Source organism: Nonomuraea longispora (genome assembly GCF_004348345.1).
Taxonomy (GTDB): domain Bacteria; phylum Actinomycetota; class Actinomycetes; order Streptosporangiales; family Streptosporangiaceae; genus Nonomuraea; species Nonomuraea longispora.
Genome location: NZ_SMJZ01000005.1, coordinates 31608 through 51947 on the forward strand (window position 1 = coordinate 31608; position 20340 = coordinate 51947).

Below are 20340 nucleotides of genomic sequence, written 5' to 3' on the forward strand. Positions count from 1 at the left end.
TCCGCTTTTCAGGCGGAGCAACTACCCTGCTCGGCTGAGCGGGGCCGTGGTCAGGCGGATGTTGACAGCAGCGCGTATGCGCCAGCGTATGGGGCCGTTGCTGTCAGTGCTGCTGTCACCTCATCTAGGATCACCCGGCGCCAGGACCGACGAAGGAGGGGTCCAGCTTCGGCGGCGAGAGCCAAAACCTCGCCAGGCGCACCCGTCCTGGTTGGCAGCGCTGCACCAGGTAACACCTCTTTCTGCCTCTGCGATGAAGCAAGAACAGGTACAGCGCACATCTGATGCGCTTGATAATGACGAGCTGGCGAGAAGGGCAGCCAATCAAGATGCAACTTGGACGGGTTTCGCTGCATTCTTTGACCGACGGCGAGGTGCACGTATCAGATAGGCCGATGACAGAGTCACCGCCTGTGCGTGAACGCCAATGGGGAGACTAATTCAAACCATCAGCAGTGACCTATCCTGAGAACTGGCTATTAGATGTCAGCCTAAATCTCATGCTAAAGACTCATCTATGGGCATTTACGCAAGTAGCCCTTGGCGTGATCGTGACCTACGTTCTTATTCGCACAATAGTTGATCCTGTTCGCACAACGCACCACACACAAGTAGAATCACCCGAGAATAGTGAGGATCCACCGATGGCGACGCCTGAGTATACAGGACCCGGCGAGCAGCTATTAGCAATCAATCGGGAGATTCTTCTGAAAGAACTTGAGTTGCAGCGCACCAAACGGCAGCGATTGGCGTTTCGGGTTGGCCTTATACTCGCACCCACCATGTTCTTTACAATCTATATCGCCACAGCGGCAACATGGGGGAAATTTGATATGAAGCTGATCAACGTCATTGCGATTCCGATAGATATTTTGCTCATTGTCGGCGCGATAACCTACTACGCTAACCGCAGAAGCGGGCGCATCGGAGCCCTCAAATTAGTGGGAGACGTCGAGCTAGACCTAGCCGTTCTACGTGAGCGTAAAAGATTTATGGCACTTAACCTCGCAATGACTATTTCGCAGCGCCGATCCATCTACAAGGATGACACGAGCCGAGATATCGAAATCTTTAGACGAGACAGTCGGCGTTATAGAAGAATCAACAACGCGTTTCAATCTCTAGTCATTATTGGTTCCCTGTTCGCTGCTTCTATGAGTAGCCTCGCGGTTGAACAGGAGAATTTCCGATGGGCCACAGTAGTCGCGACATTTCTAGTTGGCATATCGGCAGGCTTCACTGGATACTTCAAGTTCAAAGACAGAGGATTCTATCTTCAGCAAACAGCCGATGCGTTAGAGCATGAATGGAGCATCTACGATCTAAGCATAGGTAGATATAAACGCCTTAAACCTGAGGATGCGCTCGCCGATTTTGTTGAGGAAGCCGAAAGGATCAAAGCCGAGCAAAGACAGAGAGAACAGAATCTGGACCAACCGTCGGACGGCCGAGATTCCACAAGCCCGCAATAGCCTGATGTATTCTTCGTCTCCCGCCTCGGCCACCGACCCCGCTCTCACCCTCCGCAGGAACGCCCACGTCACCACAAGCAGGCCGCCACAGCCGCCGGTATCTTCGCCCGGGCGGTGACCTCCTGTTAGCGAGATCGCGAAATTGTCCTGACATCCACAGAGGCTTCTGAACCGGAAACGCTAGTTCGGAGGCCTCGTGATTGCAGAGCCGACGAGGGTTTTGTTTACAAGTGAGAACGTAATAGTCAACAGCTGCCCACGAGGGTCCTGACAGGTTGGTCATGGGCCTACACCGAACGATCCCAGTCCACCCACACCTGTGATTATCCAAGGTCGTTGCTAGCAACTGCGTTTGCAAGATCGGCCAGCGCCGATACTTCCGCCGGTACAGCTGTCACCCCAACCATGGTCACCGATGGCAGGACCCGACGAAGGAGGGGCCTGGCGGCGATCGCCCCGACCACGAACGGCGCGCACCGAAGTACGCGATCGTCACGACGGACCGCTTCAACGTTGATTGAAGTCAGTCAGAGGAGCGGGAGTCGATATATAGGATCTGGCTGGCAAGCTTCCAGATTTGATTCTTATCCTCTGGGCCGTCATATCGACTGGCCGCTGTTAGGTCGGGATATTGACGCCGAATTTCGGCGACGACGACGGACGTGGGGAACCAGGCGGGTAGGTCCTCGACGTGGACGTCGATTCCGAGCAATCGGCTCCAATCATTACGGTCACGTTGTTCGGATTGTTGACTGATGCCGAGCAGTATCGATTCGAGAAGCTCTGGTCGTCCGCTGAGACTCATGGCGATGCGTTCCCGAACCTCGTGGGCGGTGCTAATCGACGCCGTCCACCCCAGCAAGCGGCGCACGTGAAGCCTATTCACTACCCAAATCGTCTGGTCTGCCCAGTCGGCCTCGCGCAGCAGTCGAGTCGCGTGCTCTCTGGCCTTCTCTTCGTGGTCCGGTCGCTGCGTCTCCTTGGCAACGAACATCAGTTCACGGACAAGGCTGACCGCAATGGCTAGCGGCCGTTGCGCCGCTGCGTCGTCGATGAGAACCGCCAAGGTGGCATCATCCGCGTTGCGGGCGACGTGTGCTGCCAGTCCGGTTGTTGCTGTCAGCCCTACGGGCAGATGCATGAGCAACTCGGGAAGGTCAAGAGCGAAGCGTGCTGCTCCTATTAGGTTCGTGTACAAGTTGGCATCGTAGGGCAGCCCGCCCACGCGGGCCCATGGACGGGCCCGCTCCAAGAGCTCTCGATGTTCACGTGTCAGTCGTTGTGCGTTGGTCTCGACTGGCTCAGACGGCGGCGGCGTTGGCTTGGGAGGCTGCTCGGTCGGCTGGCCTTGCCAGGCTGCGCTTAACGCCGTAGAGGCGCGTAGCAACTCCGTGAGCACTTCGGCTAGCACTTCGTCGTCATCCTCGGGTGGACGTCCCGGCCACCGAGCGGACGCCTCCAGAACCATCCTTGCGGCGGCTTCCACCCAGTTACACCAAGGGCCGACGTGCGGCAATGCTGCGCGGACCGCGTAGAGCTCGGCTACAAGCGTCGCGACAAAGGGACGTAGGGCCTCCACGACCTGCTGGAGGGTTACGTCCAGTCTCTCCTGGAATGGCATCGTTTCCACTAGCGACGGCTCAACCGGGGGTAGTAGTTCCCCAGTCGCAGCGTCCCAGGCACGAGGCAGACTCCGCTGCACTTGTGTACGCATCGCGTGCCATGCGAACGCCGCGTTGAAAGGCAACTGGCGCTGCTGGCGAGCTACCTCGGCTAGGTGCCCGGCCGCACGGGCCGCTGCAATGACACTGGATGCCGCCTCAACGGCGACGCCATAATCCCTTGCATCGAAGGACGCATTGATGATCTGCTGAGCTTCGTCGTCGGTTAGCGGCCACCCCTTCTGCACCTTGAAGTGTTCTTCTATCTGCGCGCGCTTCCATTCATGAAGCAGCTCTACCGGATAGTGTTCAGGTGTCCTGTCAATCTCAAGGGCGTGTTCCAAACACATTGGGATGAGGTTGGATTCGCTGCGGTTCTTGTCCTCGCTCATCTCCGGATCCCAGCGTGGACCACCCTCGCTACGTGCGCAGATGTGCGACACATGGCTGTTGAGAACGATCTCGCCGGTGTCATTGTTCATCTTGTAGAGGGGCTTGCCGCAACCGGGCATGCCGCAGCGGAAGGCCGTCCCGTAGAGCTGACGAATGGTTGCCAGGACCGGCTTCTTATGCACGATGGGCTTACGCTTCTTCGGCTCACTCTCCGTCACTTGGACATTATCCTCCGCTTCCTGCGCCTGTGGCACATCCGGCCCGACCATCTTCTTGTTGGTCGTCTCAGTGGTTCAGCGCGTGGGCGGTGCTGGCCGCGACCGGCCGGAGAGCCGCAGCGCGGCCAGCAGACCGCCCGGACGCGCCGCCGGTCGCCGCAGGCGGACGGCCTTGACTCTGTAGTGAAGGTTGTCGCCGAAGACGGCTCTGGCCCATGATCGACACCGGGCGTGCCGGGCGACCATGGGCCAGAATCTAGCTATCTTCGCAGGTCTACGCCTCGCCGGACGTCAGGCCGACCGGACAGGCCACGCCCGTCCCGCCGATCCCGCAGTAGCCGTTTTTGTTGCGGTGGAGATACTGCTGGTGATATTCCTCGGCGAAGTAGAAAGGTCCGGCAGGGGCGAGTTCGGTCGTGATGTCGCCGTAGCCAGCCTGCTTGAGCACCTTCTGGTACGCGTCCCGCGACGTCTCGGCGGCCTTCCGCTGCTCCGGCGAGTGGTAGTAGATGGCCGAACGGTACTGCGTGCCGACGTCGTTGCCCTGGCGCATGCCCTGCGTCGGATCGTGGGCCTCCCAGAAGGTCTTCAGGAGCTCCTCGTACGACACCTTCGCCGGGTCGAAGACGACCCTGACGACTTCGGCGTGTCCGGTGAGGCCGCTGCAGACCTCGTCGTACGTCGGGTTGGGGGTGTGACCGCCCTGGTAGCCGGCGGCCGTCGTGACGACGCCCGGTGTCTGCCAGAAGATGCGCTCGGCGCCCCAGAAGCAGCCGAGGCCGAAGTCGGCGACCTCCGACCCCGGCGCGTACGGCGGGGCGAGCGAGGCGTCGAGGACGGCGTGGCGGTCCGGCACGGGCATGGGCTCCGCGCGGCCCGGCAGGGCGTCCTCCGGTCGGACCATCGATGTCTTGTTGCCGCCGAACAGCCAGCCCATAACGCACCTCCAGAGGTCTTCCCTCAGCCTACATACCCCCCAACATTTAAGGGCTTCTGAATAATTCCCTTCAGGGAACCTGTTTGTGTTTAAGGGTTGTAATGCATGAAACTGAGGTACATGCCTGACCTTCGGCGCGGTGTCCTGTTCGGGGTGGCCGCCTACACCATGTGGGGTCTGTTCCCGCTCTACTGGCCGCTGCTCAAGCCCTCGGGAGCCGTGGAGATCCTGGCTCACCGGATGGTCTGGTCGCTGGTCGCCGTCGCCGCAGCGCTGGCCGTACGCCGGCACTGGTCGTGGATCCGGGAGCTGGCCCGCCGGCCGGGAACCTTAGGTCTGCTGAGCCTGGCCGCCGTCACGATCACGATCAACTGGGGCACCTACATCTACGCGGTCAACACCGGGCACGTGGTGGAGAGTGCCCTGGGGTACTTCATCAGCCCTCTCGTCAACGTGTTGTTCGGGGTGGTGCTGCTGCGGGAGCGGCTGCGGCCCTTGCAGTGGGCGGCGGTCGGGTTCGGGGCGCTGGCCGTGCTGGTGCTGACGGTCGACTACGGGCGTCCGCCGTGGATCGCCCTCACGCTGGGGATGAGTTTCGGCGCGTACGGCCTGGTCAAGAAGCGGGCCAACGTGGCGGCCACCGAGAGCCTGGCCGTGGAGACCCTGGTGCTGCTGCTGCCCGCCCTCGGTTATCTGCTCTTCCTGCAGGGCACCGGCGCCTCGACGTTCGGGACCGAAGGCGTCGGGCACGCGGTGCTGCTGGCGAGCGCGGGTCTCGTCACGGCCGTGCCGCTGCTCTGCTTCGGGGCGGCGGCCATCCGGGTGCCGTTGAGCACCATCGGGCTGTTGCAGTACATCGCGCCGATCCTGCAGTTCGCGTGCGGCGTGCTGATCGTGCGGGAGGTCATGCCGCCGAGCCGGTGGATCGGGTTCGCGATCGTCTGGGTGGCGCTGGCGGTCTTCACGTACGACAGCCTCCGGACGGCGCGGGCGGCCGCTCGGGTCAGGAGATCGGCTGCCCAGTCGGACGATCCGGCGGGCGATCAGCCGCTGCGCTCCACCACGTAGTCACAAAGCGCCAAAAATGCGTTCTTGGCGGGGATGTCGGGAAGGCCGAAAATGTCGGCACGGGCCCGGTCCACCCACGACTCCAGCTCCGCCCGCGCCCGCGCCATCCCCGGGTGCGCCCGCAGCAGCGTCAGCGCCTCCTCGACCTCCTCCTCGGCGACCGGCCCCGACAGCAGCGAGGTCAGCCGGGACGTCTCCCCCGTGGCCAGCGCGTACAGCACAGGAAGGGTCTTGACGCCCTCCCGCAGGTCGGTGCCCGGCGTCTTGCCCGACTGCGCCCCGCTGGAGGCGACGTCGAGCAGGTCGTCGCCGAGCTGCCAGGCCACGCCGATGGCCTCGCACGCGCGGCTCAGCCGCTCCTCCACGTCGGCGGGCGCCCCGGACAGCAGCGCGCCGAAGCGGCCGGAGGCGGCGATCAGCGAACCCGTCTTGTCGGACAGCACGCTGAGGTAGTGGTCGACGGGGTCCTCGTCGTCGCGCGGCCCGATGGTCTCGCGGATCTGCCCCTGCACGAGGCGGGAGAACGTCTGAGCCTGGATGCGGATCAGCTCGGGACCCAGGTCGGCCAGGATGTCGGAGGCCTGCGCGAACAGGTAGTCGCCGGTGAGGATCGCCACGGTGTTGTCCCACCGGGCGTTGGCGGAGGGAGAGCCCCGGCGCACCGGGGCCTCGTCCATGACGTCGTCGTGATAGAGCGAGCCGAGGTGGGTCAGCTCGATCACGACCGCGCCGGGCACCACACCCGGCGCGGACGGGTCGCCGAACTGCGCGGCCAGCAGCACCATCAGCGTCCTGAACCGCTTGCCACCGGCCTCGATGAGGTGCCTGGACGCCTCCGTGACGAAGGCGTCCTCGCTCTCCACCGACCGGCGCAGCAGCTTCTCGACCGCGGCCAGTCCGTTGGCCACGTCCAGCGCCAACCGCTCGTCCTCAATGGGAAGGTCAACCACGGGAGGCGCGGACATACGGGATCCCCTTATCTAATGAACAGGCTGCGAGCAGCGTCGTCAGCAACACCGAGCATGGACTCCGGATAGAGCCCCACCCCTACGGTAACCAGCAGGGAGACGGCGATGACGGCTACGGTTCCCATACTGGGCACCGCGATCGCCGGACCCTCGGCCGAGGGCTCGCTGAAGAACATCAGCACGATCACGCGGACGTAGAAGAAGGCGGCGATCGCCGAGGCCACGACGCCCACGACCACCAGCGCCGCCATCCAGCCGCCCATCGAGTCGCCGGGCTGCGTGCCGCTTTCCAGAGCGGCCGCGAACACGGCGTATTTGCCGAAGAAACCACTGGTCAGCGGGATGCCGGCGAAGGCCAGCAGGAAGAAGGCGAACACCCCGGCCAGCATCGGGGCACGCTTGCCGAGCCCGGCCCAGCGCGACAGGTGCCCCGCCTCGCCGCCAGGGTCGCGTACCAGCGTGACCACCGCGAACGCGCCGACCGTGGTGATGCCGTAGACCGCCAGGTAGAACAGCACGGCCTTCAGTGAGCCGGCGTTCTGCTCGGCGGTGCCGAACGTGGCCATCACGCCGACGAGCAGGAAACCCGCGTGCGCGACGGACGAGTACGCCAGCATGCGCTTGATGTCGGTCTGCGTGATCGCCAGGATCGAGCCGACGATCATCGTGAGCGCGGCGACGCCCCAGATGGCCGGCCGCCAGTTCCAGTCGAGGTTGCCCAGCCCCACCCAGAACACCCGCATTACGGCGCCCACGGCGGCGACGAGCGTCCCGGAGGCCATCAGCGCCGTGATCGGCGTGGGGGCGCCCTGGTAGACGTCGGGCTTCCAGGCCTGGAACGGAGCCGCGCCGATCTTGAACATGAGGCCGACGCCGAGCAGCGCCAGCCCGATCATCAGCAGCGGGTCGAGCGCGGCGCCGCGGGCCAGGGCCTCGTTGACGCCCGGCAGCGAGACGGTGCCCGCGTAGCCGTAGACCATCGCGATGCCGTACAGGAAGAACGCCGAGGAGAACGCGCCCAGCAGGAAGTACTTCATGGACGCCTCCTGCGAGAGCAGGCGGCGCCGGCGGGCCAGGCCGCACAGCAGGTAGAGCGGCAGCGACATGACCTCGAGGGCCACGAACATCATCAGCAGGTCGTGCGAGGCCGGGAACAGCAGCATGCCGCCCACGGCGAACAGAACCAGCGGGTAGACCTCGGTGTGGCCACCGCCCGCGGACTCGGCCTGCTCCTCGTCGGCGCTGCCCGGCACGGCCGCGGCCGAGGCGACGAAGTGACCCTCGTCGTTGATGAGCAGCACGCAGACGAACGACAGGACGAGGATGACGCCCCAGATGAACAGCGAGGGCCCGTCGACCGCGAGCGCGCCCATAGCGGAGGCCGTGGTGGACACCTGGCCGCGCAGGACCTGCACGAGGACCAGCGCGAACGCGCCGGCCAGGCTGAGCAGGGTCAGCGGCATGTGGATCGCCTTGCGCAGGTAACGCGGCGCCAGGGCCTCGACGAGCACGCCGATGATGGCCGCGCCGAAGACCACCAGCAGCGGCGCGAGCGTGCCGTACTCGATCGTCGGCGCTGGGATGGTGTTCACTGACCTGTCCCCTTCTCAGCGATGGTGGAGGTGGGTACGCCCACGTTGGTCAGCGTCTGTTGCACTGACGGGTTGATCACATCGAGCAGCGGCTTGGGGAAGAGACCGAACCCGATGATCAGGGCGACCAGCGGAGCCAGCACCCAGATTTCGCGGGCGTTGACGTCCTTGAACGGCTTGACCGGCTCGGCGGTCGGGCCGTTCAGGGTCCGCTGCACCATCCACAGGATGTAGACGGCCGCCAGAATCACGGCCACCGCGGAGACGACCGCGGCCGCCGTCAGCGCTCCCGACCCGTGGGCCTGGCTCGAGTACGTGCCGATCATGACCATGAACTCGCTCACGAAGGACGACAGGCCCGGCAGCGAGAGCCCGGCCAGACCGGCGACGAGGAAGAAGCCCGCGAGCACCGGCGCGACCTTCTGCACGCCTCCGTAGTCGCCGATGAACGGCGAGCCGCGCCTGGCGATGAGGAACCCGGCGGCCAGGAACAGCGCGCCGGTGGCGAAGCCGTGGTTGACCATGTAGAGGGCCGCGCCGGACTGGGCGACCGACGACATGGCGAACACGCCCATGACGATGAACCCGAAGTGCGAGATCGACGTGTACGCGATGAGCCGCTTCATGTCGGTCTGCCCGATCGCCACGATGGCGCCGTAGATGATGCTGATGACCGCCAGCACGACGATCGGCACCGTGAACGCCTTGGCGGCGTCGGGGAACAGCTCCAGGCAGAAGCGGAGCATGCCGAACGTGCCGACCTTGTCCAGCACGCCGACCAGCAGCACGGCGGCCCCCGCGGGTGCCTGGGCGGCCGCGTCGGGCAGCCACGTGTGCACCGGCCACAGCGGCGCCTTGATCGCGAACGCGATGAAGAACCCGCCGAAGAGCCACTTCTGCATCGCCGGGTCCTGGATGGCGCCGACCAGTTCGGGGAACATGAACGTCTTGCTGCCCGCGACCACGTAGAGACCGATGACCGCGACCAGCATGAGCAGGCCGCCGAACAGCGAGTACAGCAGGAACTTCACGGCCGCGTAGGACCGCTGGGCGCCGCCGTACGAGCCGATCATGAAGTACATCGGGATCAGCATGGCTTCGAAGAAGACGTAGAAGAGGAAGATGTCGGTCGCCGCGAAGACGCCGATCATCATCGTCTCCAGCACCAGCAGCAGCGAGAAGTACGTCTTCACCGACCGCTTGGGCGTGATGAGCGTGCCGTCGGCGGTCTTGACGCCGTCGGCGTCGTGCCAGGAGGCCAGTACCACGATCGGCACCAGCACCACCGACAGCGCGACCAGCACGAGCGCCACTCCGTCGACGCCGACCCCGAACTTCACGCCGAAACTCGGGATCCAGTCGTACTCGGCGACGAACTGGAAACGGTCGCCGTCGGGCTTGAACCCGGCGGCCATGACGCCCGTCAGGACCAGCACCGCCAGCGAGACCAGCAACGTGACCTGCTTGGCCAGCTTGTCACTGCCCTTGGGAAGCAGGGCCACCACGATGGCGCCCAGCACGGGCACCGCCATGAGTATCGGAAGCCAGGGTGACATCAGATGTTCCCAACGAGGAGCAGGGCGCCGGTCAGCAGGGCGGCACCGATCAGGATGGACAGCGCGTACGTTCTGGCGAAGCCCGTCTGGATCCGCCGCAGGCGCCCGGAGCTGCCGCCGATGCCCGCCGCCAGACCGTTGACGATCCCGTCGATGCCGCGGTTGTCGAAGTACACCGCGAGGCGGGTCAGCCACTGGCCGGGACGCATGAAGAGCGACTCGTTGAGCGCGTCACCGTACAGGTCGCGCCGGGCGAACGTGGTGAGGAAGGAGCCGCGCGGCTGCACGGACGGAACCTCGGCCCGGCCGTACCTCATCCACGCGAAGGCCGCGCCGACCGCGACGAGCGCCAGGGTCGCCAGGCCGGGGGTGCTGGTGAAGTGGAAGGCGGGCAGCTCTTCCGGCCGGCCGACCGCCGGGGCGAGGAACAGCAGCAGCCGGTTGCTCAGGACGAGGTAGGCGCCCAGGCCGAGCGCGCCGAGCGACAGGATCATCAGCGGGATGGTCATGACGGACGGCGACTCGTGCGGGTGGGCGTCGTCGGCCCAGCGCTTCTGGCCGAAGAAGGTCATGAAGACCATCCGCGACATGTAGAAGCCGGTGATGCCCGCGCCGAGCACGGCCAGCCAGCCGAGGATCGGCTGGTGGTGCACCGCGGTCTCGATGATGCCGTCCTTGGTGAAGTAGCCGGACAGCAGCGGGAACCCGATGATCGCCAGGTAGCCGATGAAGAACGTGGCGAAGGTGATGGGCATAAGCTTGCGCAGCCCACCGTACTTGCGCATGTCGACTTCGTCGTTCATGCCGTGCATGACCGAGCCGGCGCCGAGGAACAGGTCGGCCTTGAAGAAGCCGTGCGTGATCAGGTGGCCGATCGCGAAGGCGTAACCCGCCGGACCGAGGCCCGCGCCGAGCATCATGTAGCCGATCTGCGACATCGTCGAGCCGGCCAGGCCCTTCTTGATGTCGTCCTTCGCGCAACCGATGATCGCGCCGGCGAGCAGCGTGGCCGCGCCGACGATGGCCACGGCGAGCGCGGCCCCCGAGCCCTCGGGGAAGAAGAACGCCCCCGAACGCACCACGAGGTAGACCCCGGCGGTGACCATGGTCGCGGCGTGGATCAGGGCCGACACGGGAGTCGGGCCCTCCATGGCGTCGAGCAGCCAGGACTGCAGCGGCAGCTGCGCCGACTTGCCGCACGCGCCGAGGAGCAGCAGCAGCCCGATGGCGAGCGTGGTCGGGTTCTCGGACGTGATCGGCTGCAGCTCGCCGAAGGCGAGCGTGCCGAACGTGGTCCAGATGAGGAACATGCCGACCAGCAGGCCGAAGTCGCCGACGCGGTTGACGACGAACGCCTTCTTCGCCGCGACCGCCGCCGACGGCTTGAACTGCCAGAACCCGATCAGCAGGTACGAGGCCAGGCCCACGCCCTCCCAGCCGATGAACAGGCCCACGTAGTTGTCGGCCAGCACCAGCAGGAGCATCGCGGCCACGAACAGGTTCAGGTAGGCGAAGAACCTGCGCCGGTGCTCGTCATGCGACATGTAGCCGATCGAGTAGATGTGGATCAGCGAGCCCACACCGGTGATCAGGAGGGCGAAGCTGATCGACAGCGGGTCGATCAGCAGCCCCATGTCGACCATGCCCGGGATGAACTCGTAGAGGTGCACGGCCCGCCGGCGCTGCTCCTCCCCGAACCCGACCAGCTCGAAGAAGGCCAGCACCGCCACGGCGAACGAGGCGAGGGACATGGCCACGCCCAGCAGATGGCCCCAGCGGTTCGTGAACCGGCCGAACACCAGCAGGACGAACGCCCCGACGAGCGGGAAGGCGATCATCAGCCAGGACAGTCCGATCACGCCGCCGGTGTGCTGGGCGATCTCAGCGATATGAGATTCCACCAGTCACCTCTTAGTACTTCAGCAGGTTGGCGTCGTCGACGGACGCGGACCTGCGGGTTCGGAAGATCGTCACGATGATGGCCAGGCCGACGACGACCTCGGCCGCGGCCACCACCATCACGAAGAACGCGATGATCTGGCCTTCCAGGTTGCCGACCTGCCTGGAGAAGGTGACGAAGGCGAGGTTGCAGGCGTTGAGCATGAGCTCCACGCACATGAACACCACGATCGCGTTGCGCCGGATGAGCACGCCCATCGCGCCGATGGCGAACAACAACCCCGAAAGGATCAGGTAGTGCGTGGTCACTTGGTCACCCCGTTGCTCTCTTCGGCGTCGCTGTCCGCGCCGTCGTCGTCGGCCCGGTGCCTGATGGCCGCGGCGAGCTTGGGGTCCTCGGGCATGCGGCCGTGCTCGACGTCGTAGCGCGCGATGTAGCGGTTGACCGAGGACTCCGCGACCGACCCGTCCGGCAGCAGCGCCGGCATGTCGATGGCGTTGTTCCTGGCGTACGTGCCGGGACCGGGCAGCGGCGACGGGTGGTCGCCGAGGAACCGGGCGCGGGACAGGTCCTTCTGCGTGGGCCTGTCGGTGAGTCGTTCGCGGTGCGCCAGCACCATCGCGCCGAGCGCGGCGGTGATCAGCAGCGCCGAGGTGATCTCGAACGCGAAGACGTACTTCGTGAACAGCAGCAGCGCGATGGAGCGGATGTAGCCGCCCTGCGCGGTGGCCTGCGCGAGCCCCGCCTCGTCGGCGAAGACCGCGTTGCCGATGGCGAGCGCGATCAGCGACACGAAGCCGAGCGCCGCGATGACGGCCCAGAACCGCTGGCCCTTGAGCGTCTCGACGAAGGAGTCCGACGAGTCCACGCCGACGAGCATGAGCACGAACAGGAACAGCATCATGATCGCGCCGGTGTAGACGATGATCTGCACCACGGCCAGGAAGGGCGCGTCCTGCACGGCGTACAGGACGGCCAGGCTGAGCATCACGGTGCCGAGCATCAGCGCGGAGTACACGGCCTTCCTGTTGAAGACCATGCCGAGCGCGGCGCCGACGGAGACGACGGCGAGCACCCAGAAAGTGATGGTCTCACCCATTGGTCCGTCCCAGGCGGTAGTAGTCCTCTTCGGTCTCGCCGAGCCGCATCGGGTGCGGAGGCTGCTCCATGCCCTGGGTCAGCGGCGCGAGCAGCATCTCCTTGGTGTAGATGAGGCTTTCGCGGTCGCTGTCGGCGAGCTCGTACTCGTTCGTCATGGTGAGCGCGCGGGTCGGGCAGGCCTCGATGCACAGCCCGCACAGGATGCACCGCAGATAGTTGATCTGGTACGTGCGCCCGTAACGCTCGCCCGGCGAGTAGCGCTCCTCCTCGGTGTTGTCCGCGCCCTCGACGTAGATCGCGTCGGCCGGGCACGCCCAGGCGCACAACTCGCACCCGACGCACTTCTCCAGCCCGTCAGGCCAGCGGTTGAGCTGGTGACGCCCGTGGAAGCGCGGGGCCGTGGGCCTCTTCTCCTCCGGGTAGTTCGTAGTGACGGGCTTTTTGAACATCGTATGGAAGGTGACCCCGAAGCCCTTGACGGGGTTCAGCCAGTCAGTTAGTCCCACTGGGAATCTCCTTGTGCTGCACCCCGTGGTAGTGCGGCAGATCAAGCGGCGGCACCGGGAAGCCGCCCGCCACCGGCTCCTTGGACAGTTCCTCGAACTCGGCCTCCACCTGCGCCTTCCTGGCCTCCTTGCGCCGCTGGTTGACGGTGTCGAACCGCATCCAGATGGCCAGCGCCCCGACCACGATCACCGCGCCCAGGCCGATGCCGATCATCCTGTCGCCCTCGTTGATCACGACGTTGCGCACCGCCGCCACCAGCAGGATCCACGCCAGGTTGACCGGGATCAGCACCTTCCAGCCCAACGCCATCAGCTGGTCGTAACGCACCCGAGGCAACGAGGCGCGCACCCACACGATGAAGCAGAAGGTCAGCACGAACTTGATGAAGAACCAGAGCACCGGCAGCCAGCCGACGTTCGCGCCGTCCCACAACGAGATCGGCCACGGCGCCCGCCAGCCGCCCAGGAACAACGTCACCGCGATGGCCGAGGCGGTGAACGTGTGCAGGTATTCGCCCATCATGATCAGGGCGAACTTCAGCGACGAGGAATACTCGGTCTGGAACCCGCCGACCAGCTCGCCCTCACCCTCGGGCAGGTCGAACGGGATGCGCGCCGCCTCGCCGAACATGCACACCACGTAGATCAGGAACGACGGGATGAGCAGCACGGCGAACCACGTGTCCCCCTGCGCCTTGACGATCTCGGAGGTGGACAGCGTGCCCGCGAACAGGAAGATCGCCACGAACGACAACCCCATCGCGATCTCGTACGAAACCACCTGGGCCGCCGACCGCAGCCCGCCCAGCAGCGCGTACGGCGAGCGCGACGACCATCCCGCCAGCACCACGCCGTAGACCGAGACCGCGCCCATGGCCAGCATGAACAGCACCGCCACCGGCAGGTCGACCAGCTGCAGCGGCGTCTGCACACCGAACAGGTTGACCATCGGCGCGAACGGCACGATCGAGAAGGCCAGGAACGCCGGCACCACCATGATGACCGGCGCCAGCAGGTAGAGGACCTTGTCCACGGTCCGCGGGAAGATGTCCTCCTTCAGACCCATCTTCAGGCCGTCGGCCACGGACTGCAGCAGACCGAACTTGCCGGCCCGGTTGGGGCCGTAGCGGTGCTGCATCCGCGAGATCAGCTTGCGCTCGAACCAGACGCCGAACAGGATGCCCAGCATCAGGAAGAGGAAGAGCATCACGGCCTTGATGATGGTGATCCACAGCGGGTCCTTGCCGAAGTCGGCAAGGGTGGGATCGGCCGCGAGAAGGTGCATCATGAGGCGCTCCCGATCGTGACGATGTCGCCGGCCACCGCGCGCAGGTCACGTGTGACCGAGCAGCCGCCGGAGTTGGCCGGCACCCAGACCACGCGGTCCGGCAGGTCGGCGACGCGCACCGGCAGCGTGACGGTGTCGGCCTCCGGGCCGCCGACGACGAGCTTGTCGCCGTCGACGACGCCGATCTCGGCGGCGGTGACCGCGGAGACCAGCGCCTCGGCCTCGCGGGCGGTGCCCGCCAGGTAGGGCTCGCCGTCCTGCAGCCTGCCGTCGTCGAGCAGCAGGTGCCAGGTGGCCAGCAGGGCCTCGCCGGCCGCCGGGGCGACCTGGGCGCGGGTGGCGGTGTGCGGGGCGGTGACGCGGCTGCCGCGCCAGGCGCCCATGCCCGACAGCTCCCGCCGCACGGCCTTGGCGTCGGGCAGGCCGAGGTGCACGTCCATCCGGTCGGCCAGGTTGCCGATCACCGCGATGTCGGACTGCAGGCCGGGCACCTTGAGCGGCGCCTCGAACGAGCGGCCCCTGCCCTCCCAGTCGACGAACGTGCCGCCCTTCTCCTGGACGGCGGCGACGGGCAGCACCACGTCGGCGCGGTCGGTGACGGCGCTCGCGCGGATCTCCAGGCTGACGATGAACGGCGTACGTTCGAGCGCGTCGAGCGCCGCCGCCGGGTCGGCCAGGTCGTAGGGGTCGACGCCGCCGACGACCAGCGCGTCCAGTTCGCCGTCGCGGGCGGCGGCGAGGATGCCGGCGGTGTCGCGGCCCGGCGTGGCGGGCACCGAGGCCACGTTCCACGCCCTGGCCACCTCGGCCCTCGCGGTCTCGTCGTCGACCGGGCGGCCGATCGGCAGCAGGTTGGGCAGCGCGCCGGCCTCGACCGCGCCGCGCTCACCGGCCCTGCGCGGCACCCAGGCCAGCCGGGCGTCGGAGACGTTGGCGAGCCTGATCAGGGCGGAGAACGCGCCCGGCACGGTGGCCAGGCGCTCGCCAGCGAGCACGATCGTGCCCTCGGCCAGCGTGCCGAGCAGGTCCCCGACGGCGTCGGCCTCGGCGCCCGGAGCGGTGCGGATCAGCGTGCCGCCCATCTTGGCCAGGCCGGGCGTCGCGAACGGCGCGATGGCGGTGACCTTGAGCCCCTTCTTCATCCACGCCTTGCGCAGGCGCAGGAAGACGATCGGCGACTCCTCCTCGGGCTCGAACCCGACGAGCAGCACGTGCGGGGCGCTCTCGAGGTCGGCGTAGCTGATGTCGATGCCCTTGCCGGCCACCGCGTGCGCCAGGAACTGCGCCTCCTCGGCGGAGTGCGGCCTGGCGCGGAAGTCGACGTCGTTGCTGTTCAGGGCGATCCTGGCGAACTTGGCGTAGGCGTAGGCGTCCTCGACCGTGGCCCGGCCGCCGACGAGCACGCCGGCCTTGCCTCGGGCCTTCGCCAGGCCCTCCGCGGCCACCGACAGCGCCTCAGGCCACGAGGCGGGCACGAGCACGCCCTCCTCGTTGCGGACCAGCGGCGTCTTCAGCCGGTCGGGCTGCTGCGCGTACGCGAACGCCCAGCGGCCCTTGTCGCAGTTCCACTCCTCGTTCACCTGCGGGTCGTTGCCCGCCAGGCGGCGGGTGACCCGGCCGCGCCGGTGGTCGGTGCGCATGCCGCAGCCGGAGGCGCAGTGCTCGCACGCGCTCGGCGTGGACACCAGGTCGAACGGGCGGGCCCTGAACCGGTAGGCGGCACCGGTCAGCGCGCCCACCGGGCAGATCTGCACCGTGTTGCCGGAGAAGTAGGAGTTGAACGGCTTACCGTCGGCCGTACGCACCTGCTCCTTGGCGCCGCGCTCGAAGAACTCGATGAGCGGGTCTCCGGCGATCTGGTCGGAGAAGCGGATGCAGCGCGCGCACTGCACGCAGCGCTCGCGGTCGAGCAGCACCTGCGTCGACAGCGGCAGCGGCTTGGGGAAGGTACGCTTCTGCTCCTGGAACCGGGACTCGCCGCGGCCGTTGGACATGGCCTGGTTCTGCAGCGGACACTCGCCGCCCTTGTCACAGACCGGGCAGTCGAGCGGGTGGTTCAGCAGCAGGAACTCCATGGCCGCGCGCTGCGCCTTCTCGGCGACCGGCGAGGTGAGCTGCGTCTGCACCACCATGCCCTCGGCGACCTCGATCGCGCACGACGGCTGCGGCTTGGGAAAACCGCGGCCGTTGCCAGCGTCGGGGATGTCGACCAGGCACTGCCGGCAGTTGGCCGCCGGGTCGAGCAGCGGATGGTCGCAGAACCGCGGGATCTGGATGCCCAGCAGCTCGGCGGCCCTGATGATCAGAGTGCCCTTGGGGACACTGACCTGGAACCCGTCGATGGTCAGGGTCACCAGGTTCGTTTCGGTCTCTACGACGGTCACTGCTCACCCCAGAGAGTGGACTTCTTCGGGTCGAACGGGCAGCCGCCGATCTCGAAGTGCTTGAGGTACTCATCGCGGAAGTACTTCACCGAGGAGTGGATCGGGCTGGTGGCGCCGTCGCCCAGCGCGCAGAACGACCGGCCCAGGATGTTGTCCGCGATGTCGGTGATCGTGGCCAGGTCGTCCTCGGTGCCCTGCCCCGCCTCCAGGCGCTTGAGCACCTGCTTGAGCCAGTAGGTGCCCTCGCGGCACGGCGTGCACTTGCCGCACGACTCGTGGGCGTAGAACTCCGTCCAGCGCAGCACCGTACGGACCACGCAGGTGGTCTCGTCGAAGATCTGCAGGGCGCGGGTGCCGAGCATCGAGCCCTTGGCACCGACCGCCTCGAAGTCGAGCGGCACGTCGAGGTGCTCGTCGGTGAAGATCGGCGTGGAGGAGCCGCCCGGGGTCCAGAACTTGATCCGGTGCCCGGCGCGGATGCCGCCCGCCATGCTGAGGAGCTCGCGCAGCGTGATGCCGAGCGGCGCTTCGTACTGGCCGGGCCGGGTGACGTGGCCGCTCAGCGAGAAGATGCCGAAGCCCTTGGACTTCTCGGTGCCCATCCCGGCGAACCAGTCGGCGCCGTTGCCGATGATCGAGGGAACACTGGCGATGGACTCCACGTTGTTCACCACAGTGGGCGAGGCGTACAGGCCCGCCACGGCCGGGAACGGAGGCTTGAGCCGCGGTTGACCCCTGTAGCCTTCGAGCGAGTCGAGCAGCGCCGTCTCCTCGCCGCAGATGTAGGCGCCCGCGCCGCTGTGCACGACCAGCTCCAGGTCATAGCCGGAGCCGAGGATGTCGGCGCCGAGATAGCCCTTCTCGTACGCCTCCCGCACGGCCGCCTGCACCCGCCTGATCACGTGCAGCACCTCGCCGCGCACATAGATGAAGGCGTGGTTGGCCCGGATCGCGTACGACGTGATGATGACGCCCTCGATCAGCGCGTGCGGGTTGGCCATCATCAGCGGGATGTCCTTGCAGGTGCCCGGCTCCGACTCGTCGGCGTTGACGACGAGATAGTGCGGCTTGCCGTCGCCCTGCGGGATGAACCCCCACTTCATGCCGGTCGGGAAGCCGGCGCCGCCGCGGCCGCGCAACCCGGAGTCCTTGACGGCCTGGATGACGGCGTCGGGCTCCATGCCCAGCGCCTTCCTGGCCGCCTCATACTCGCCGTAGCCGTCGAGGGTGAAGGAGTCGGGCCTGTCCCACTTCGCTGTGAGGACCGGGGTGAGAGTGACGCTCATGCCTCAGGGGCCTTCCATCCGTTGGCCTTGGCGACCTTCAGTCCCTCCAGTGAGGGTCCCGCGGCCGAGGGGCCGTCGCCGGCCAGGCCGTCGGGCAGGCCCGCGAGCACGCGCGAGGCCTCCTTGAAGGTGCACAGCCTCTTCGGGCCGCGGGTCGGGCGCACGTCCTTGCCGTCGCGCAGGTCGTCGACGAGCTGCTTGGCCGACTCGGGCGTCTGGTTGTCGAAGAACTCCCAGTTGACCATCATGACGGGGGCGAAGTCGCAGGCCGCGTTGCACTCCAGGCGCTCCAGCGAGACCCTGCCGTCGGGGGTCGCCTCGTCGTGGCCGACGCCGACGTGCTCCGACAGCTCCTCCCAGATCTGGTCGCCGCCCATGACCGCGCACAGCGCGTTGATGCAGACCCCGACGTGATAGTCGCCGACCGGCCCGCGCTTGTACATGGTGTAGAAGGTGGCGACGCCGGTGACCTCGGCCTTGCTGATGCCGAGCATCTCGGCACAGAACTCCTGCCCGTGGTCGGAGACGTAGCCGTCCTCCGACTGCACGAGGTGGAGCAGCGGCAGCAGCGCCGACCGGGTCTTCGGGTAGCGCCCGATGATCTCCTTGGCGTCCCGTTCGAGACGCTCCCGGACATCCGGTGCATAAGTCACCGGTCCACACCTCCCATGACGGGGTCGATAGATGCCACCGCGGCGATCACGTCGGCGACCTGGCCGCCCTCGGCCATCGCGGGGAAACTCTGCAGGTTGCAGAAGGACGGCTCGCGGAAGTGCACGCGGTAGGGGCGGGTGCCGCCGTCGCTGACCACGTGCGCGCCGAGCTCGCCCTTGGGCGACTCGATGCTCACGTACGCCTGCCCCGCCGGCACCCTGAAGCCCTCGGTCACCAGCTTGAAGTGGTGGATGAGGGCCTCCATCGAGGAGCCCATGATGTGGGCGATGTGGTCGGGCGAGTTGCCGAACCCGTCGGGGCCGAGCGCGAGCTGCGCGGGCCAGCCGATCTTCTTGTCCTCGATCATCACCGGGTCGCCCTTGAGCGGCCCCGCGATGCGGTCGAGCGCCTGCTCGACGAGCTTGAGGGACTCTTCCATCTCGCTCATCCTGACGAGGTAGCGCGAGTAGACGTCGCAACCCCGCTCGGTGGGGACGTCGAACTCGTACGTCTCGTAGCCGCAGTAGGGCTGCGACTTGCGCAGGTCCCACGGCAGGCCCGCGGCGCGCAGGATCGGGCCGGTGATGCCCAGCGCCATGCAGCCGGTCAGGTCGAGGTAGGCGACGTCCTGGGTGCGGCGCAGGTAGACCGGGTTCTCGTCGAGGAGCTTGCGGATGCCCTTGATCCGCTTGGGCATCTCCTTGAGGAACTCGCCGACCTTGTCGACAGCGCCCGCCGGCAGGTCGACGCTCACGCCGCCCGGCCTGATGTAGGCGTGGTTCATGCGCAGGCCGGTGATGTACTCGAACAGGTCCATGACCATCTCGCGGTCACGGTAGCCGAACAGGAACGGCGTGGTCGCGCCCAGTTCCATCCCGAACGTGCCCATGGCCACCAGGTGCGAGGCGATGCGGTTGAGCTCCATCATCATCACGCGGATGGCCTGCGCCCGGTCAGGGATGCGGTCCTCGACGCCGAGCAGCCTCTCCACGCCCATGCTGTAGGCGGTCTCGTTGAAGATCGGCGAGAGGTAGTCCATGCGGGTCACGAACGTGGTGCCCTGCGTCCACGTCCGGTATTCCATGTTCTTCTCGATGCCGGTGTGCAGGTAGCCGATGACGCCGCGCGCCTCGGTGACCGTCTCACCGTCGAGGGTCAGCACCAGCCGCAGCACGCCGTGCGTGGACGGGTGCTGCGGGCCCATGTTGACGACCAGGCGCTCGTCCTGCGACTCGCGCACGCCGGACACGACCTGGTCCCAGTCGGCCCCGGTGACCGAGTAGACCTTGCCCTCGGTCGCCTCGTCATAAGCCGTGCTCACGAGTGTTCCTCCCACCGGTCGTCGCTCAGCTCGAC

16 protein-coding genes are annotated in these 20340 nt (G+C 66.6%); 2 read left to right on the forward strand and 14 right to left on the reverse strand.

The genetic code is table 11. The features are described 5' to 3' along the window. Nucleotides 1–455 precede the first annotated feature (455 nt). A complete protein-coding gene (locus E1267_RS45490; RefSeq protein WP_220449313.1) occupies nt 456–1472 on the forward strand; it encodes an SLATT domain-containing protein in 1017 nt (338 codons plus the stop codon). A 523-nt stretch (nt 1473–1995) separates the two neighbouring features. Here E1267_RS45490 and E1267_RS02595 read toward each other — a convergent pair. Together E1267_RS02595 and msrA are read right to left on the reverse strand one after the other, a co-directional pair. Continuing rightward, nucleotides 1996–3744 (reverse strand): ATP-binding protein, encoded by a 1749-nt coding sequence (locus E1267_RS02595; protein WP_132329259.1) that lies wholly within the window; start codon nt 3742–3744, stop codon nt 1996–1998. Nucleotides 3745–4018: 274 nt separating this feature from the next. Next, entirely contained in the window at nt 4019–4681 is a 663-nt protein-coding gene (gene msrA / locus E1267_RS02600; RefSeq protein WP_132329262.1) for a peptide-methionine (S)-S-oxide reductase MsrA, read from the reverse strand. 120 nt (nt 4682–4801) lie between these two features. Here msrA and rarD point away from each other — a divergent pair, with 120 nt between their 5' ends. Further along, nucleotides 4802–5749 (forward strand): EamA family transporter RarD, encoded by a 948-nt coding sequence (gene rarD / locus E1267_RS02605; protein ID WP_132329265.1) that lies wholly within the window; start codon nt 4802–4804, stop codon nt 5747–5749. Here rarD and E1267_RS02610 read toward each other — a convergent pair. The 12 genes from E1267_RS02610 to E1267_RS02665 all read right to left on the reverse strand — a co-directional run bounded on the left by E1267_RS02610 (nt 5725) and on the right by E1267_RS02665 (nt 20305). Then, on the reverse strand, nt 5725–6714 hold the full coding sequence (locus E1267_RS02610; protein WP_132329268.1) for a polyprenyl synthetase family protein: 990 nt from the start codon (nt 6712–6714) through the stop codon (nt 5725–5727). The genes rarD and E1267_RS02610 overlap by 25 nt on opposite strands. Before the next feature lie 11 nt (nt 6715–6725). Beyond that, nucleotides 6726–8309 carry an NADH-quinone oxidoreductase subunit NuoN gene (gene nuoN, locus E1267_RS02615; protein WP_132329271.1) on the reverse strand — a complete coding sequence of 528 codons (1584 nt, stop codon included), beginning with the start codon at nt 8307–8309 and terminating at the stop codon, nt 6726–6728. Further along, entirely contained in the window at nt 8306–9865 is a 1560-nt protein-coding gene (locus tag E1267_RS02620) for an NADH-quinone oxidoreductase subunit M (protein WP_132329274.1), read from the reverse strand. Before E1267_RS02620 ends, nuoN begins: the two co-directional genes overlap by 4 nt. Next, nucleotides 9865–11703 carry an NADH-quinone oxidoreductase subunit L gene (gene nuoL / locus E1267_RS02625; RefSeq protein ID WP_181957735.1) on the reverse strand — a complete coding sequence of 613 codons (1839 nt, stop codon included), beginning with the start codon at nt 11701–11703 and terminating at the stop codon, nt 9865–9867. The genes E1267_RS02620 and nuoL overlap by 1 nt, the downstream gene beginning before the upstream one ends. Nucleotides 11704–11776: 73 nt before the next feature. Further along, a complete protein-coding gene (gene nuoK, locus E1267_RS02630) occupies nt 11777–12073 on the reverse strand; it encodes an NADH-quinone oxidoreductase subunit NuoK (protein ID WP_132329277.1) in 297 nt (98 codons plus the stop codon). Then, nucleotides 12070–12864, reverse strand: a complete 795-nt coding sequence (locus E1267_RS02635) for an NADH-quinone oxidoreductase subunit J (protein ID WP_132329280.1) — start codon at nt 12862–12864, stop codon at nt 12070–12072. Before E1267_RS02635 ends, nuoK begins: the two co-directional genes overlap by 4 nt. Beyond that, on the reverse strand, nt 12857–13372 hold the full coding sequence (gene nuoI / locus E1267_RS02640) for an NADH-quinone oxidoreductase subunit NuoI (RefSeq protein ID WP_132329283.1): 516 nt from the start codon (nt 13370–13372) through the stop codon (nt 12857–12859). Before nuoI ends, E1267_RS02635 begins: the two co-directional genes overlap by 8 nt. Beyond that, a complete protein-coding gene (nuoH, locus tag E1267_RS02645; RefSeq protein WP_132329286.1) occupies nt 13359–14660 on the reverse strand; it encodes an NADH-quinone oxidoreductase subunit NuoH in 1302 nt (433 codons plus the stop codon). Before nuoH ends, nuoI begins: the two co-directional genes overlap by 14 nt. Further along, the gene (locus tag E1267_RS02650; RefSeq protein ID WP_132329289.1) at nt 14657–17044 is read right to left on the reverse strand and encodes an NADH-quinone oxidoreductase subunit G; all 2388 of its coding nucleotides are present in this window, start codon (nt 17042–17044) and stop codon (nt 14657–14659) included. The genes nuoH and E1267_RS02650 overlap by 4 nt, the downstream gene beginning before the upstream one ends. After that, nucleotides 17041–18330: an NADH-quinone oxidoreductase subunit NuoF gene (nuoF, locus tag E1267_RS02655; RefSeq protein ID WP_132329292.1), complete on the reverse strand. Its 1290-nt coding sequence runs from the start codon at nt 18328–18330 to the stop codon at nt 17041–17043. Before nuoF ends, E1267_RS02650 begins: the two co-directional genes overlap by 4 nt. After that, nucleotides 18327–18983 (reverse strand): NADH-quinone oxidoreductase subunit NuoE, encoded by a 657-nt coding sequence (gene nuoE, locus E1267_RS02660; protein ID WP_132329294.1) that lies wholly within the window; start codon nt 18981–18983, stop codon nt 18327–18329. Before nuoE ends, nuoF begins: the two co-directional genes overlap by 4 nt. Then, nucleotides 18980–20305, reverse strand: coding sequence for an NADH-quinone oxidoreductase subunit D (locus tag E1267_RS02665; protein WP_132329297.1), 1326 nt, complete (start codon nt 20303–20305; stop codon nt 18980–18982). The genes nuoE and E1267_RS02665 overlap by 4 nt, the downstream gene beginning before the upstream one ends. Nucleotides 20306–20340: the final 35 nt, after the last annotated feature.

Coding starts and splice junctions, on each gene's coding strand:
- nuoL (WP_181957735.1), bottom strand. CDS start 11,703: ATGATCGCCTTCCCGCTCGTCGGGGCGTTCGTCCTGCTGGTGTTCGGC.
- msrA (WP_132329262.1), bottom strand. CDS start 4,681: ATGGGCTGGCTGTTCGGCGGCAACAAGACATCGATGGTCCGACCGGAG.
- E1267_RS02620 (WP_132329274.1), bottom strand. CDS start 9,865: ATGTCACCCTGGCTTCCGATACTCATGGCGGTGCCCGTGCTGGGCGCC.
- E1267_RS02635 (WP_132329280.1), bottom strand. CDS start 12,864: ATGGGTGAGACCATCACTTTCTGGGTGCTCGCCGTCGTCTCCGTCGGC.
- E1267_RS02610 (WP_132329268.1), bottom strand. CDS start 6,714: ATGTCCGCGCCTCCCGTGGTTGACCTTCCCATTGAGGACGAGCGGTTG.
- rarD (WP_132329265.1), top strand. CDS start 4,802: ATGCCTGACCTTCGGCGCGGTGTCCTGTTCGGGGTGGCCGCCTACACC.
- nuoH (WP_132329286.1), bottom strand. CDS start 14,660: ATGATGCACCTTCTCGCGGCCGATCCCACCCTTGCCGACTTCGGCAAG.
- nuoF (WP_132329292.1), bottom strand. CDS start 18,330: ATGAGCGTCACTCTCACCCCGGTCCTCACAGCGAAGTGGGACAGGCCC.